The organism is Actinophytocola gossypii (assembly GCF_025165815.1).
In the GTDB taxonomy this organism is placed as follows: Bacteria; Actinomycetota; Actinomycetes; order Mycobacteriales; family Pseudonocardiaceae; genus Actinophytocola; species Actinophytocola gossypii.
Genome location: NZ_JAFFZE010000017.1, coordinates 167,283 through 182,358, shown reverse-complemented (window position 1 = coordinate 182,358; position 15,076 = coordinate 167,283). Strand labels below are relative to the sequence as shown.

The following is a 15,076-nucleotide window of genomic DNA, read 5'->3' as shown; positions in this document are numbered from 1 at the left end:
GCCGGTGTGAAGGTCGTTGTGGTGGTCGGTGGGGTCGGTGGCGCGCGGTTCCTGCAGGGGGTGAAGCACGCGCTCGGGCCGGGCCACGAGGTGACCGCGCTGGTCAACACCGGTGACGACGTGTGGCTGCACGGGTTGCGGATCTGCCCCGACCTCGACACCTGCATGTACACGCTCGGCGGCGGCATCGACACCGAGCGCGGCTGGGGCCGCACCGGCGAGACCTGGACGGTCAAGGACGAGCTGGCCGCCTACGACGCCGGCTCGGAGTGGTTCGGCCTCGGCGACCGGGACATCGCCACGCACCTGGTCCGCACCAGGATGCTGCGGGCCGGCTACCCGCTGTCGGCGGTCACCGAGGCGCTGTGCGCGCGCTGGCGGCCGGGGGTGACGCTGCTGCCGATGTCCGACGACCGGGTGGAGACGCACGTCGTCGTGGACGATCCGGACTCCGGTGAGCGCACCGCGATCCACTTCCAGGAGTGGTGGATCCGGCACCGGGCCGCGCTGCCCGCGCACTCGATCGTGCCGGTCGGGGCCGAGGAGTCCGCGCCGGCACCCGGGGTGCTGGACGCGGTGGCCGGCGCGGACGTGGTGCTGTTCGCGCCGTCGAACCCGGTGGTGAGCGTCGGCACGGTGCTGGCCGTGCCGGGGGTGCGCGACGCGCTGGCGAAGACCGAGGCCCCGGTGGTCGGCGTGTCGCCGATCGTGGAGAACCGCCCGGTGCGCGGGATGGCCGACGCCTGCCTGACCGCGATCGGCGTGGACACCACCGCCGAGGCGGTCGGCCGGCACTACGGCTCGCGGCGGAACGACGGGCTGCTCGACGGGTGGCTCGTGCACACCGGCGACCCGGCCGAGGTGCCGGACGTCGAGGTGCGCGCGGTGCCGCTGCTGATGTCGGACGTGGACGCGACGGCCGACATGGTGCGGGCGGCGTTCGCGGTGGGCGGGGTGTCCGGTGAGTGACCACGGTGACCACGCGGCGCCCGGGCGCGTCGAGATCCTGCCGGTCGAGGGCCTGCCCGAGTTCCGCCCCGGCGACGACCTGACCGGCGCGATCGCCGACGCCGCGCGCTGGCTGCGGTCCGGGGACGTGGTCGTGGTCACCAGCAAGATCGTGTCCAAAGTGGAGTCCCGGCTGGTGCGGGTGCCGGCCGACCCCGATGAGCGGGACCGGATCCGCCGCCGGCTGGTGTTCGAGGAGTCGGTGCGCGTGATCGCGCGCAAGGAACGGACGCTGATCACTGAGAACCGCCTGGGCATCGTGCAGGCGGCGTCCGGTGTGGACGCGTCCAATGTGGCCGGTGACGAGCTGGCGCTGCTGCCGTACGACCCGGACGCCTCTGCGCTCGCGCTGCGCGAGGGGCTGCGCGAGCGGCTGGGCGTCGAGGTCGCGGTGGTGGTGACCGACACGATGGGCCGGGCCTGGCGAGTCGGGCAGACCGACGTGGCGATCGGCGCGTCCGGGCTGCGGGTGCTGCACGGCTACCGGGGGCAGGTCGACCGGCAGGGCAACGAGCTGGCGGTGACCGAGATCGCGGTGGCCGACGAGCTGGCGTCGGCCGCGGACCTGGTGAAGGGCAAGCTGGGCGCGCTGCCGGTTGCGGTGGTGCGCGGGATGTCGGTGGTGCCGTCGGCGACGTCGACCGCGCGGGAGCTGGTGCGGCCGGTCGAGGAGGACCTGTTCCGGCTGGGCACCGAGGAGGCGCTGGCCCAGGGCAGGCGCGAGGCGCTTCCGCTGTGCCGGCCGACGCGGGCGTTCCTGGACGAGCCGGTCGAGGAGTACGTGCTGCGGCGCGCGGTGGCGGCGGTGCCCGATGGGCTGCCGGTGCGGTTCGTGCACGTGGCCGACCGGGCGCGGCGCAAACGGCTGCTCGACGAGACCGGCGGCGACGTGCTGTACGGGGCGCCGGAGGTCGTGGTGCCGGTCGTTACCGGCGGCGGGGCGCCGGACCGAACCGGTGGCGAGGTGCCGTTCCAGGGCGGCGGTGACCGGGCCGAGGGCGGTGCGGGGGTGCAGGCCCTGCTGGTGGCGCTGGCGGCCGAGGGGCTGGGGTCGTGCTGGGTGCCGGTGGCCCCGTCGGCGCGGGAGATCCTGGAGCTGCCGGCGGACTGGGAGCCGCTGGGCGCGGTCGCGGTCGGGCACCCGCTGGACGGGCCGCTCACCCCGCGCGCGGTGGCCGAGTCGGACGAGAGGTACCTGCGGCGATGACCCTGCACCAGGACGCGACGGCGACGCTCTCCGCCTGGCGCCCGGCGTCCCCCGCGCAGGAGTCGCTGCGCGAGGCGTTCCTGGGGTTCCTGGCCGCGCGGCCGGACGCGTGCGCCCGCTCGTGCGAGCCGGGGCACATCACGGCGTCGGCCCTGGTCCTGGACGCCGCCGGTGAGCAGGTGCTGCTGACACTGCACCCCCGGGTCGGCGCGTGGCTCCAGCTGGGCGGGCACTGCGAGGCGTCGGACTCGACGCTCGCCGGGGCGGCGCTGCGGGAGGCCACCGAGGAGTCGGGCATCGAGGGCCTGACGATCGAGTCGACGCCGGTGCACGTCGACGTGCACCCGATCACCTGCTCGCTCGGCGTGCCGACCCGGCACTTCGACGTGCGGTTCCTGGTGCGCGCACCCGCGGGCGCGGAGCACGTGCGCAGCGACGAGTCCCTGGACCTGCGCTGGTGGCCGCTCACCGCGCTCCCGGACCCGGACGGCGCCAGCGGCCTGGCCGGCATGGTGGCCGCCGCCCTGCCGGCTCAGATGGCGCGGTAGTCGCGCGGGGAGAGGCGGGGGCCGAATCGGGGGCGGGTGCTGCCGGCGGCCTCCAGGTAGCGGACCACGCGGTGCCGGTGCGGGGCGTAGGGGCGGAGCACGTCGAGCATCCCGGCGTCGTCGAGCTTCCGGCCGAGCAGTGCGTGGCCGACGATGCTCGGGATGTGGAAGTCGCCGACGCTGACCGCGTCCGCGTCGCCCCAGGCGCGCTGGGCCACCTCGGCCGCGGTCCAGAACCCGACGCCCGGCACGGTGCGCAGCAGGTCGCGGCCCGCCCGGCCGCGCACCGACGCCGCCCGCTCCAGCCGGGGCGCCACCCGCGCCGCGGCCACGATCGCGCGCCGGCGGGCCAGGTCCACACCCGCGCGGTGCCACTCCCAGTCCGGGATGGCCAGCACCGCGGCCGGGGTCGGCGGCACCCGCATCCGGTCCGGCGCCGGCCCGGGCGCCGGCTCGCCGAAGCGGCGGCACAGTTCGCGCCACGAGCGGTGCGCCTCGATGCCGGTGACCTTCTGCTCCAGGATCGACGCCACCAGCGGGTCCCACACCCGCCCGGTCGACCCGAGCCGCAGCGCCGGCATCCGGTTCCGGAGGTCGGCGACCAGCGGGTGGTGGGCGCGGAAGTCGGAGTCGTCGTCGTCCGCGCCGACCAGCGCGGGGATGCCGTCGAGCAGCACGCCCGCCCCCGGCCCCCACGCCTCGCCGACCACCTCGCCGGCGCGGCGGTGCAGGGCGAGCGTGCCGGGGCCGTCGGCGGTGTTCGCGGCGAGCCAGGTCACCCCGGTGTCGGTGCGGCGGAAGGCCGGGTCGCCGGGCCCCCGGCGCAGCGGCGCGAGCACGGTCGCCAGCTCGAGCGCGAAGCCTGGGGTGAACGTCCGCATGACCCTGCGGATCCTACCGCCGGCCCGCCCTCGATAAGCTGGCGAGTACCCCAGGACACGAGTGGAGGACCTCGACGATGACCCAACCGCAGCGACCGGCGAAGGCCTCGATCGTCAGCGGGTACTTCAACCCGCTGCACCAGGGGCACCTCGACCTGTTCGAGGCGGCACAGGCACGGTCCGGGTACCTGATCGTCGTGGTCAACAACGACCGCCAGCAGCTGATCAAGAAGGGCCGCGTGATCCAGGCCGAGGACATCCGGGCCAGGATCGTCCGCGCGCTGCGGATCGTCGACCGGGTGTACATCGCCGTCGAGGACGGGCCGGGCATCGACGGCACCTTCGACATCATCCGGGCCGACTACCCGGACACCGAGCTCGAGTTCTGCAACGGCGGCGACCGGCGGGACATCAACACGCTGCCCGAGGACGAGGTCGCGGCCGGCGCCCGGAACGACATCGCGATGCTCTACGGGATCGGCGGCACCGACAAGGCCGACTCCAGCACCCGGATCGTCGCCGACCTGGAGACCCCGGCTAGGTGACCCGGACGCCGAGCGCGCTCGGCGCCGCGGGCAGCACCGACCAGCCCGCCACGGTGACCGCGTCGACGTAGGCCCGCCGCCGGTCCGGTTCGACGAGCGTCGCCCACACCGCGCCGGGGCCGCCGGCACCGCACGGCTTGGCCGCCCGGGCGCCGAATTCCCTGAGCCGGTCCTCGACGGCGTCGACGACGATGTCGGGGTGCAGGCACGCAGCAGCGCCGTCGACTCGGTCACCAGTTCGGCGACCCGGTCGAGGTCGGCGGCGCGCAGACCGTCGGCGAGCCGCTCGCCGACCCACAGGTAGGACGCGGCGGCGCCGAGCGCGGCGAGGCCGGCGAGCACGAGTCCCAGGGACGAGCCGTCGCCGGGCAGCAGGAGCTTCAGCAGCTGGTAGAGGACCGACCAGGCGCCGATGATCGCCAGGGCCAGGTTGACCAGCTGCATGGTCGGCGGCCGGCCCATCGACAGGCGCGCCACCAGGAGCCGGCAGCGGTATCTCGGCACCGCTGACCAGGACCGAACCACCGGGCCTCCCGGGTCCTCGTTGTCGGCTTTCGTCATTACGTCAAGTGACCGCGGACGGGACATGTAGCATCGCATCCGTCCACGGGTGAGTGATCGATTTCAGATCTTCGCTGACGCGCGGCGAATATGGGAATACGCTGGGGGACGAACATCGACACGGCTGCAGGGAGTGGTCGACGCATGGACCCCCGTGAACGGGCTGACGCCGCCCTGGCGCGGGCTCGGGCGCGAGGCGCCTTCGTGGTGACACCCGAAAGCGCCGTGTCGCCGATGGACGCCGCGAACACGCTGCAGATCCCCCGCACGGTCGTGGACGCGAACGACCAGCGGGAGAACGACCCGGACGCCACGATGGTGGTTCCCGGTTCGGTCGCCCGTGGCCGCCCCGAGCTGCCGCAGCAGTCCCCCCGGTCGACGGAGAACATCCCCGCCATCGCCCAGGAGGCGACGACGGAGGTGGTGAGCGCGCCGCCGGGGATCCGTTCGCGGCAGCGCCGCCTGGAGGACGCCGAACGCGTTCGGCAGCAGCGCGAGGCCCGCCAGGAGCCGCCGACCCAGCCGGAGGAACTGGACGGCCTCATCCCGACGACCAAGCCGTCGCCCGCCCCGCGCACCAGCCTCTCCGACCGCCTGGACGGCTGACCCGGTCAGGGCTTGCGGGTCTCCAGCTTCAGCCGGGCGGTCAGGCCGGCGCGCACCGCCAGCCGGACCGGGGCCCAGCGCAGACCCTCGTGCCGGTCGGCGATGAAGCGGTACGCGCTGTCGTGGTGCGCGGCCAGCATCGCGTCGGACGAGCGGGCCGTGGAGTGGCCCTGGATGTGCACGACCTCCGCCGACGGCACGTACACGTTCTGCCAGCCCGCCTTCGCCAGCCGGTCGCCCAGGTCCACGTCCTCGAAGTACATGAAGTACCTCGGGTCGAACCCCTCCACCGAGTCGAACGCCTCCCGGCGGATCAGCAGGCACGACCCGGACAGCCAGCCGGCCACCCGCTCCGCCACCTCGGTGTCCGACTGCTTGTACGCCGTCGTCCACGGGTTGCCCCGCCACACGCGTCCCACGACCGCGTGACCGATCCCCCTACCGAGTGACGGGACCAGCCGCGCCGACGGGTACACCTCGCCGCTGACCTCGCGGATCAGCGGCCCGAACGCGCCCCCGCGCGGCCAGCGCTCGGCCGCCTCCAGCAGTACGTCCAGCGCTCCGTCCGACCACTCCACGTCCGGGTTGGCGACGACCACCCACCCGAACGAGTCATCCAGCTCCGCCACGCCCCGGTTCGCGGCCGTGCCGTATCCCAGGTTGCCGCCGGTGCGCAGCAGCTCCACGTTCTCCCGCTCGGCCGCCGCCCGCTCGGGCGCGCCGTCGGTCGAGCCGTTGTCGGCGAGGATCACCCGGACCGGACGTGTGGTGGCCTTGCCGAGGGTGTCCAGACACCGGTCCAGGGTCTCCCCCGGCGAGTAGGTGACGACGACGACGGCCAGGCCGGACCCATACTCAGCACGATTCGATGCGGGCACGGCCCCCTATTCTGCCCGTCACCGCCCGCGCCGGTGCACCCGGTGTGCCCGCTCGTACGCGGCCCGGTGCCCCTCGGCGCTCGTCAGCCAGGAGAACTCCTTCGCCCGCCGCTGCGCCGCCCCGGCCAGGAACGCCCGCCGGCCGGGGTCGTCGAGCAGTTCGGCCACCGCGGCGGCGATGTCGCCGGCACCCACGCCGCAGTACGCGACCGCGTCGCCGCCGACCTCGGGCAGCGCCAGCCGACGGGTGGTCAGCACGCACGCCCCGCACGCCATCGCCTCCAGCACCGGCAGGCCGAAGCCCTCGCCGAGCGACGGGTACGCCACCAGCTCCGAGCCGCCGAGGAACCCGGCCAGCGCACCGAACGGCAGGTAGCCGGCGCGGATCACCCGCAGCCGGTGCGGCACGTCGTCCAGCGCGCGCTCGACCTGGCGGTCCCACCCTGGCTGGCCGGCCAGCACGAGGGCGGGCGGGTCGGAACGCCCCCGGCAGGCCGCCGCGAACCCGCGGATCAGCGCGGGCACGTTCTTGCGCGGCTCCAGCGCACCGAGGAACGCGACGTACCGCTCGTCCGGCCCGAGCCCGACCAGCGAACGCGCGGCCGCGATCTCCTCCTGCGTCGGCACGTGGAACCGTTCGGCGTCCACGCCGTGCTGGATGATCTCCAGGCGGCGCGGGTCGGCCCGGGCGACGCGGCCGAGTTCGGCGGCGGTCGCGGCGCTGGGCACCACGCACAGCGAGGCGCGGGCCAGCGCGGTGCGGGTCCAGGCGCGGAAGAACCTGGCCTTGATCGAGTGGTGCAGCACGGCGTCGGTGAAGAACGTGGCGTCGTGCAGGGTGACCACGGACGCGGCCGGGTTGGCGAGCGCGGTGGTGTAGTGCGGTGAGTGCAGCACGTCGACGCCGAGGCGGCGCACCAGCCGGGGCAACGTGGTCTGTTCCCAGGTCAGGCGCGCGGTCCTGGTCGCGTTGGACTCGGCGGTCGGCACGACGCGGGATCCCGGCGCGAGGCGGCCGTAGAGCTCGACGTCCCTCGGCTGGCACACCACCGTGATCGGCGCGCCGTCGGAGTCGAGCGCGAAGACGAGCGAGTCCACGTAGCGCCCGACGCCCCCACGATCCGCGGGCACGGCGGTCGCGTCGATGAGCACGCGCGGTTCGGACACCCGTGCAGACTACGACCGCGCGCACCGCCGCCTGGCCCGACCGGGTGAAAAACCTACGATTTCCGCTACCGGACGCTCGCCATCGCGAAGAACCGCGTGTGCAGCCGCCACAACTCGGCCGCGGCGTGCCCCCAGGTGAAGGCCTGTGCGCGGGACCGCCCGGACTCGACCCGCCGCGCGGTGCTCGCCGGGTCGTCCAGCACCGCCCGCAGTCCGGCGGCCAGCGCCTTCGCGTCCCCCCGGCGTACCGACACCCCGGCCCCGCCGGCGACCTCGACCAGCGCGGGCACGTCGGTGTGCACGACCGGCACGCCGACCGCCATCGCCTCGAGCACCGGCAGCCCGAAGCCCTCCGCGCGGCTCGGCGCGGCCAGCACGGTCGCCCGGCGCAGCACCACGGCCAGGTCGGCGTCGGTGATCCGGCCGAGCACGTGCAGCCGGCCCGGCGCGAGGCCGTGCCGGTCGGCGAGCGCGGTCAGGTCGACCTCGCCCCAGCCGCGCGGGCCGACCACGACCAGCGGCAGGTCCGGCGCGAACGGCTGGGCCATCGCCTCGATGAGCACGTCCAGCCCCTTGCGCGGCTCGACCGTGCCGACCGCCAGCACGTACGCCGACGGCAGCCCGAGGCCGACCGCGGTGGCGTGCAGCTGCGCCGGCTCGACCGGTTCGAGCAGCGCGTCGGCGACACCGTGACCGACGACGGCGACGGTGGCCTTGCCAGGCGCGTACCGGTGCAGGTCCTCGGCGACCGCGTCGGTGGGCACGACGATCGCGTTGGCCCGCCCGGCCGCGCGGCGGATCGCGGCCTGGTGCCAGCTGACACCCCGCCGGGTGAGGGTCTCCGGATGGGTGAACGGCACCAGGTCGTGCACGGTGACGATCAGGCTCCGGCCGCGCCGGGGCGCAGGAGGGGCGAGCGGGGTCGGCGCGTGCACGGTGTCGCCGCCTGGCCACAGGTGCACGCCGCGTTCCCACAGCGCGGTGAGTCCGCGCCGGGACAGCGGCAGCGCGCGCGGACCGGCGACGCCGGACACCACGGCGGGTGACAGGTCCTTGTGGGTCGCGGTGACCCCGGCCACGGTCCAGTCGGGCGGGGCGCTCGCGGCCATCGCGGTGAGCAGCTCGCGGGTGTAGCGCCCGGTCCCGCCGGGGACGGGCGCCAACAGCTGCTCGGTGAGCACGACGAGCTCGGGCACCAGCACAGAGTACGGTCGTGCGCCGTGACCACCGGGAACGACACGACACGGACCACCGTCGTCGTGGTGACCTGGCGCGGCCGCGATCACCTGATCGGGTGTCTCGACGCGCTCGCCGCGCAGACCCGCCCACACCGGCTGCTGGTCGTGGACAACGCCTCCGACGACGGCAGCGCCGCGATCCTGGCCGCGCACCCGTCCCGGCCCGAGGTCCACCGCACGGCGGCGAACGTCGGCTACGCCGGTGCGCTCGCGGCCGCGCTGCCGAGGGTCGGCACGGAGTTCGTGGCGTGGCTCAACGACGACGCCGCGCCCGAGCCGGACTGGCTGGCCCTGCTGGAGACCGCCCTGGACGAGGACGCGCGCGCGGCGGCGGCGAGCCCGCGCCTGGAGACCCCGGCCGGCGAGACGCAGTCGGTCGGCGTGGTGCTCACCGGCGACGGGCACGGCGCGGACGCGGTCGACGGCCCGGTGTTCGGGTTCTGCGGCGGCGCGGCGCTGCTGCGCACGGCGGCGCTGACCGAGGCGGGCGGCGTTCCGGCGGAGTTCTTCTGCTACTACGAGGACACCGACACCGCGTGGCGGCTGCGGCTCGGCGGCTGGACGGTGTGCTCGGTGCCGGCGGCGCGGGTGCGGCACCTGCACGGCGCCAGCACCCGACCGGGGTCGGTGCTGTTCCACCGGTGGAACGAGCGGAACCGGCTGGCCATGCTGGTGCGCTGCGCCCCGGCCGCGGTGGCGGTCCGGGAGCTGGCCCGGTTCGCCGCGATCACCGCGGCGCTGCCGGTGCGCCGGCTGCTCGGCCGGACGGTTCCGGCGGCCGCGAACTTCCGGGTGGGCCTGCGGCTGCGGGTGCTCGCCGAGGTCGTCACCCGGCTGCCCGGACTGGTGACCGGGCGGGTGGAGATCGGCCGCCGCGCCACCCGGTCCCGGGCCGAGGTGTGGGCTACTGGGCGGCCAGCACGGTCGCGATGACGTTCGTCGCGAGCATGGTGGTGACCTGGTCGATCTGGCCGATGGGCGCGCTGCCGCGGTGGTACCGGGCCTCGACGGCCAGCCCGCCGTGCCGGGCGACGACGACCGCCGACTCCACGAACGTGCCGTCGGACAGGTAGCTGTCGTGCACCAGGCACGACTCGCAGCCGGCGGGCAGGGTGATCGCGGGAGTCCAGGCGGCCGAGGTCCCCGGCGACCCCGATCCGGTCGTGTCCCCGTCGTCGGACCCGGCCGTCGACGTGTAGAAGATCGCCAGGCCGGCGACGGCGCCGACGAACACCACCACGCTGAGCACGAGCCCGACGATGACGCCGGTGCGCCGGCGCCGCGGCGGCGGGGCCGGGGCCTGCGGATACGCCGGGTACGCGGGGTACGCCGGGTACCCGTGCGGGGCCTGGTGCTGGGGCGGCTGGTTCGGCATCACGCGCACTTTCTACCGAAAGTCGATGTGCCGGCCGGAACCCCGATCGGCCGACTCCGCGGGTTAACCACTCGTCACGGGCCGTGATAGGGCAGGCTAGCCAACACCACCCCTGACGCGAGGAGCCCGAGTGCCCGAACCGGCGCGACGCCCGGACGTCTCGGTGATCGTGGTGAACTACCGCGGCGCCGAGGACACCATCACCTGCCTGCGCGCGTTGCGCGAGGAGCTGGCCTACCCCGCCGAGTCGCTGCAGATCATCTGCGTGGACAACGACTCCGGTGACGGGAGCGCGAACCGGATCAGACAGGAGCCGGGCGTCGAGGTGGTCGAGGCCGGCGCCAACCTCGGCTTCGCCGGCGGGTGCAACCTCGGTGCGCGGCACGCCACCGGCTCCGTGCTCGCGTTCCTCAACAACGACGCCCGCCCGCACCCGGCGTGGGTGGACGCGGCGGTCGACGTGCTGCGCGAGCAGCCGACCGTCGGCGCGGTGGCCAGCAAGGTGCTGGACTGGGACGGCGAGCTGATCGACTTCGTGGACGCCGGGCTGACCTGGTTCGGCATGGGCTACAAGCGGCACGCCGGCCAGCCGGACGACGGCAGCCACGACGTGCCCCGGGACGTGCTGTTCGCCACCGGCTCGGCGATGTTCGTGCGGGCCGGGGTGTTCCGCGAGCTCGGCGGGTTCGACGAGCGGTTCTTCATGTTCTACGAGGACGTCGACCTCGGCTGGCGGCTGAACCTGCGCGGCTGGCGGGTGCGGTACGAACCGTCGTCGCTGACCTTCCACCGCCACCACGCCTCGGTGTCCAAGGTGGACTCGACGGACAACGCGCGCGAGCTGTTCCTGTTGGAGCGCAACGCGTTGGCCGCGCTCTACAAGAACGTCTCCGACGCGACCCTGGCCAAGGCGCTGCCCGCCGCGCTGGCCCTGGCGGTGCGCCGCGCCACCGCCCGCGGCGACCTCGACCCGACCCAGCTCGACCTCCGGCTCCCGGACTCCGGCGAGTCCACGATGGAGGTTCCGCGGACCACGATGGCCGGGGTGTTCGCCATCGACCAGTTCGTCGAGCTGCTCGGCTCGCTCGCGGCGTCGCGGGAGGTCGAGCAGGCGGCCAGGGTGCGGTCCGACGCCGACCTGCTTCCGTTGATGCGCAAGGCGATGGAGCCCGCGTACCCGCTGCCGCGCTACCTCGCCGCGCACGACCTGCTGGTCGAGGTGTTCGGCCTGGAGGAGGTGTTCGGCGCGCGCCGGAGGGTCCTGGTGATCACCGGCGACGCGATCTCCGACCAGATGGCCGGCCCGGCGATCCGTGCCTGGAACATGGCCGACGTGCTGGCCGAGGAGCACGAGGTGCGGCTGGTCACGGTGAACCCGAGGTGCGTGCCGCCGGAGGCGCCGTTCGCCGTGCACCAGGCGAAGCAGCGCGAGCTCGGCCCGCACGTCGACTGGGCGGACGTCGTGGTGCTGCAGGGTCACGCGCTGGAGCTGGTGCCGGACCTGAAGAAGACCGACTCCAGGAAGATCGTGGTCTGCGACATGTACGACCCGATGCACCTGGAGCTGCTCGAACAGGGCAAGGAGGCCAACGACGAGCAGCGCGCGCTGGACCTGGCCGGCGTGACGAAGGTGCTGAACAGCCAGCTGGAACGCGGCGACTTCTTCCTGTGCGCGTCCGAGCGGCAGCGGCACTTCTGGCTCGGGCACCTGACCGCGCTCGGCCGGCTGACCCCGTCGCTCTACGACAACGACCCGACCGTGCGCTCGCTGCTCGCGGTGGCGCCGTTCGGGCTGCCCGGCAAGCCGCCGCAGCAGACGACGTCGCCGGTCAAGGGCGGCCTGGCCGGGGTCGCGCCGACCGACAAGGTGGTGCTCTGGGCGGGTGGCGTCTACAGCTGGTTCGACCCGCTGACGCTGGTGCACGCGGTGGAGGACCTGGCGAAACGCCACGACGACGTGCGGCTGGTGTTCCTCGGGATGCGGCACCCCAACCCCGAGGTGCCGGACATGGACATCGGCACCAGGACGCGACTGCTGTCCCGGCGACTCGGGCTGACCGACCGGCACGTGTTCTTCAACGAGACGTGGGTGCCGTACGCGGAGCGGCAGAACTGGCTGCTGGACGCGGACTGCGGGGTGACGACGCACTACGAGCACGTGGAGACGACGTTCGCGTTCCGCACCAGGGTGCTGGACTACCTGTGGGCCGGCCTACCGATCGTCACCACCGACGGGGACGCGTTCGCCGACCTGGTCCGCACCGAGCGCCTCGGCGTCGTGGTGCCGGCCGAGGACCCGGCGGCGCTGGCCGAGGCGCTGGAGCGGGTGCTCTACGACGAGGAGTTCGCCCGCGCGGCGCGGGAGCGGATCGCCGTGGTGCGCGAGCGGTTCACCTGGGAGACCGTGCTGGCGCCGCTGGTGTCGTTCTGCCGCAACCCGTCGCCCGCGGCGGACCGGCTGCCCGGCGCGGAGCCGCTGGTGGCGAACCGTCCGCTGCGGGTCGGCGAGATCGTCCGCCGCGACATCGACCTGGTCCGGTCGTACCTCGACGCCGGCGGCCCGGGCGAGCTGACGCGACGGGCGGCCGGGCGGGTGCGCCGGCTCGCGGCCGCGCGGTGGGCCAGGAAGGGCGACGAGGATGCCTGAGGACGGCCCGATCCGGGTGCTGCTGGACGGCACACCGCTGCTCGGCAACCGCACCGGGGTCGGCCGCTACACCGCCGCGCTGGCCGAGGAACTGGCCTCGATGTCCGAAGTGGACACCCGCGCGGTGGCGTTCACGTTGCGGGGCTGGCGAAAGCTCCGCAAGGTCCTGCCGCACGGTTCACGCGCCCGCGGCATGCCGGTGTCCGCGCGCCTACTGCGGCGGTGCTGGCTGCGCGGCCCGTTCCCGCCGGTCGAGCTGTTCGCCGGTTTCACCGACGTGGTGCACGGCACCAACTTCGTACTCCCCGCGGCGATGCGGGCGGCGGGCGTGCTCACCATCCACGACCTGGCGTTCCTCGACGCTCCCGAGGAGTTGCCGCCGAGCGACGAGAACCTGCCGCGCCTGGTGGCCCGGTCGGCCGAGCGCGCGGCCGTGGTCCTGACCCCGACGTCCGCGGTGGCCGACGTGACCGCGGAGCGCCTGGGGATCTCGAGGTCGAAGATCGCCGTGACGCCGCTGGGCGTGGACCCGGCGTGGTTCACCGCGAGGCCACCGAGCGAGGCGCTGCGCAGGCGGGTGGGGTTGCCGAAGCGGTACCTGTTGTTCGTCGGGGCGGCCGGGCCGAGGAAGTCGTTGGGCTGGCTGCTGAAGGCGCACGAGGTGACGCCGGAGCTTCCGCCGCTGGTACTGGCCGGCCCCGGCCACCACCAGCACGACGAGCGGGTCCGGTCGATCGGCTACCTGTCCGATGTGGACCTCCGGTCGGTGGTGGCCGGAGCGGCGGCGCTGGTGCTGCCGTCCCGGGACGAGGGCTTCGGCCTGCCGGTCCTGGAGGCGTTGGCGTGCGACGTGCCCGTGGTCTGCTCGGACGTGCCGGCGCTGCGTGAGGTCTCCGGCGGCCACGCGACCCTGGCCCCCCACGGCGACGTCGACGCCCTCCGGGATGCGCTGACCACCGCACTCGCCGACCCCCCGTCCCCGGCGACCCTGACCGCCCGTCGCACCCACGCGGCCGGCTTCACCTGGCGCCACACGGCGGAACTGACCGTCGCCGCGTACCGCCGCGCGATGTCGTAGCCAGCACCTCAGGGCTGGCCTGGGCACCACAAGCTCAGCGCCGGAGCGCCCGTAGCGCCTGAGCAGGGCGGTGATCCGCGCGGGATCCGCGGCGCCATTCAGTTCAACGAGCAGGTCGTCGGGACACAGTTCGTAGTGGTCGCCCCACCACCTTCGCACCTTGTTGTCCCAGATCCGGTACCCGCCGGGCACGCCCCTCGCCACGTATCGCCGCTTCGCCACCCAGCCCTCCCCGTGCCGTCGTCCACACTCGCGGTCGCACCGGCTGGCAATCGGATTGTCGGTTCAGGCGGGACAGTCGACAGCAGGGAGCGGTGCCTCAGGCCGGGTCGCGGAAGGCGGCGCCGTCGACGGCGAAGGCGGCGGCCAGGGCCTCGCGCCACGGGCGGAGGGGGGTCAGGCCGGCGGCGCGCCACGCGGCGTCCGAGAGCACCGAGTAGGCGGGGCGCGGCGCCGGGGTCGGGTACTCCTCCGACTTGCACGGCCGGACCCGCGCCGGGTCAAGGCCCAGTTCCTCGAACACCGCCCCGGCGAACTCGTACCACGTCGTCTCGCCGCCGCCGGTGGCGTGCAGGATCGTCGACTCGGGGGGTGAGTCGCCGGCCACGCGGCCGGCGAGTTCCAGCAGGCCGTCCGCGAGGTCGCCGGTCCAGGTCGGGGAGCCGCGCTGGTCGTCGACCACGGTCAGGGTGTCGCGGGACGCGGCCAACCTCGCCATCGTCTTCACGAAGTTGCGGCCGTGGGCACCGTACACCCACGCGGTGCGAACCACCCATGCCCGCGCGCCCGACCCGAGCACGGCCTCCTCGCCGGCCGCCTTCGTCGCGCCGTAGGCACCGCGCGGCGCGGGTGGGTCGGACTCGGCGTACGGGTGGTCGGCGTCGCCGGCGAACACGTAGTCGGTCGACACGTGCACCAGCGGCACGCCGTGCGCGGAGCACGCGGCGGCCAGCAGGCGCGGGCCGTCGGCGTTCACGGCGAACGCCCTGGTGGTGTCCGTTTCCGCGGCGTCCACAGCCGTGTACGCGGCGGTGTTGACCACGACCGGCACCAGCGAGCCCGCGCCCTCCGCCAGGCTCTTGACCGCCTCGATCACGGCTCCGGCGTTGGTGATGTCCAGCTCCGCCGACCCGGGCGCCCGCACCTCGTACCCGGCCGGCGCGCGCGCCGCCAGCTCACGGCCGAGCTGGCCGTTACCGCCGGGTACCAGCAACGCGAGCATGCACGACCACCAAATTCCTTTACTCGGAGGTAAACCGGACGCGGTCAGTATTGCGTCCTAACAATCGCAAGGCACCGACGCCCTTGCCAACGGGTCGGTATCGTAGTGCTCAAGT

At 74.3% G+C, this 15,076-nt stretch carries 14 protein-coding genes; 8 read left to right on the top strand and 6 right to left on the bottom strand.

All coding sequences use genetic code 11. From position 1 onward, the window contains the following. Positions 1-6 precede the first annotated feature (6 nt). The 3 genes from cofD to JT362_RS24425 are packed head-to-tail and all read left to right on the top strand — an operon-like array spanning position 7 to position 2,763. The gene (gene cofD, locus JT362_RS24435) at positions 7-969 is read left to right on the top strand and encodes a 2-phospho-L-lactate transferase (RefSeq protein ID WP_260194024.1); all 963 of its coding nucleotides are present in this window, start codon (positions 7-9) and stop codon (positions 967-969) included. Continuing rightward, complete coding sequence (locus JT362_RS24430) at positions 962-2,215, top strand: coenzyme F420-0:L-glutamate ligase (protein ID WP_260194023.1); 1,254 nt, start codon at positions 962-964, stop codon at positions 2,213-2,215. The genes cofD and JT362_RS24430 overlap by 8 nt, the downstream gene beginning before the upstream one ends. Continuing rightward, entirely contained in the window at positions 2,212-2,763 is a 552-nt protein-coding gene (locus JT362_RS24425) for an NUDIX hydrolase (RefSeq protein ID WP_260194022.1), read from the top strand. Before JT362_RS24430 ends, JT362_RS24425 begins: the two co-directional genes overlap by 4 nt. Here the strand turns inward: JT362_RS24425 and JT362_RS24420 are convergent. After that, positions 2,748-3,644 (bottom strand): DNA-3-methyladenine glycosylase family protein, encoded by an 897-nt coding sequence (locus tag JT362_RS24420; RefSeq protein ID WP_260194021.1) that lies wholly within the window; start codon positions 3,642-3,644, stop codon positions 2,748-2,750. The genes JT362_RS24425 and JT362_RS24420 overlap by 16 nt on opposite strands. 77 nt (positions 3,645-3,721) lie before the next feature. Here JT362_RS24420 and JT362_RS24415 point away from each other — a divergent pair, with 77 nt between their 5' ends. Beyond that, entirely contained in the window at positions 3,722-4,189 is a 468-nt protein-coding gene (locus tag JT362_RS24415; RefSeq protein WP_260194020.1) for an adenylyltransferase/cytidyltransferase family protein, read from the top strand. Positions 4,190-4,954: 765 nt separating this feature from the next. After that, positions 4,955-5,356 carry a hypothetical protein gene (locus JT362_RS24410; protein ID WP_260194019.1) on the top strand — a complete coding sequence of 134 codons (402 nt, stop codon included), beginning with the start codon at positions 4,955-4,957 and terminating at the stop codon, positions 5,354-5,356. Positions 5,357-5,361: 5 nt separating this feature from the next. Here the strand turns inward: JT362_RS24410 and JT362_RS24405 are convergent, their stop codons facing one another. The 3 genes from JT362_RS24405 to JT362_RS24395 all read right to left on the bottom strand — a co-directional run bounded on the left by JT362_RS24405 (position 5,362) and on the right by JT362_RS24395 (position 8,597). Further along, the gene (locus JT362_RS24405; RefSeq protein ID WP_260194018.1) at positions 5,362-6,234 is read right to left on the bottom strand and encodes a glycosyltransferase family 2 protein; all 873 of its coding nucleotides are present in this window, start codon (positions 6,232-6,234) and stop codon (positions 5,362-5,364) included. Between the two features lie 18 nt (positions 6,235-6,252). After that, complete coding sequence (locus JT362_RS24400) at positions 6,253-7,386, bottom strand: glycosyltransferase family 4 protein (RefSeq protein WP_260194152.1); 1,134 nt, start codon at positions 7,384-7,386, stop codon at positions 6,253-6,255. An 80-nt stretch (positions 7,387-7,466) separates the two neighbouring features. Then, the gene (locus JT362_RS24395; RefSeq protein ID WP_260194017.1) at positions 7,467-8,597 is read right to left on the bottom strand and encodes a glycosyltransferase family 4 protein; all 1,131 of its coding nucleotides are present in this window, start codon (positions 8,595-8,597) and stop codon (positions 7,467-7,469) included. 24 nt (positions 8,598-8,621) lie between these two features. On the opposite strand from JT362_RS24395, the gene JT362_RS24390 reads away from it, so the two are divergent. Beyond that, positions 8,622-9,572, top strand: a complete 951-nt coding sequence (locus JT362_RS24390) for a glycosyltransferase (RefSeq protein WP_260194016.1) — start codon at positions 8,622-8,624, stop codon at positions 9,570-9,572. Here the strand turns inward: JT362_RS24390 and JT362_RS24385 are convergent. Further along, positions 9,544-10,017: a hypothetical protein gene (locus JT362_RS24385; RefSeq protein ID WP_260194015.1), complete on the bottom strand. Its 474-nt coding sequence runs from the start codon at positions 10,015-10,017 to the stop codon at positions 9,544-9,546. The two genes, JT362_RS24390 and JT362_RS24385, sit on opposite strands and share 29 nt — an antisense overlap. A gap of 127 nt (positions 10,018-10,144) precedes the next feature. On the opposite strand from JT362_RS24385, the gene JT362_RS24380 reads away from it, so the two are divergent. Beyond that, entirely contained in the window at positions 10,145-12,661 is a 2,517-nt protein-coding gene (locus JT362_RS24380) for a glycosyltransferase (protein WP_260194014.1), read from the top strand. Further along, positions 12,654-13,739, top strand: a complete 1,086-nt coding sequence (locus JT362_RS24375) for a glycosyltransferase family 4 protein (protein WP_260194013.1) — start codon at positions 12,654-12,656, stop codon at positions 13,737-13,739. The genes JT362_RS24380 and JT362_RS24375 overlap by 8 nt, the downstream gene beginning before the upstream one ends. Before the next feature lie 319 nt (positions 13,740-14,058). Here JT362_RS24375 and rfbD read toward each other — a convergent pair whose 3' ends face one another. After that, positions 14,059-14,961, bottom strand: coding sequence for a dTDP-4-dehydrorhamnose reductase (rfbD, locus tag JT362_RS24370; protein ID WP_260194012.1), 903 nt, complete (start codon positions 14,959-14,961; stop codon positions 14,059-14,061). Positions 14,962-15,076 lie beyond the last annotated feature (115 nt).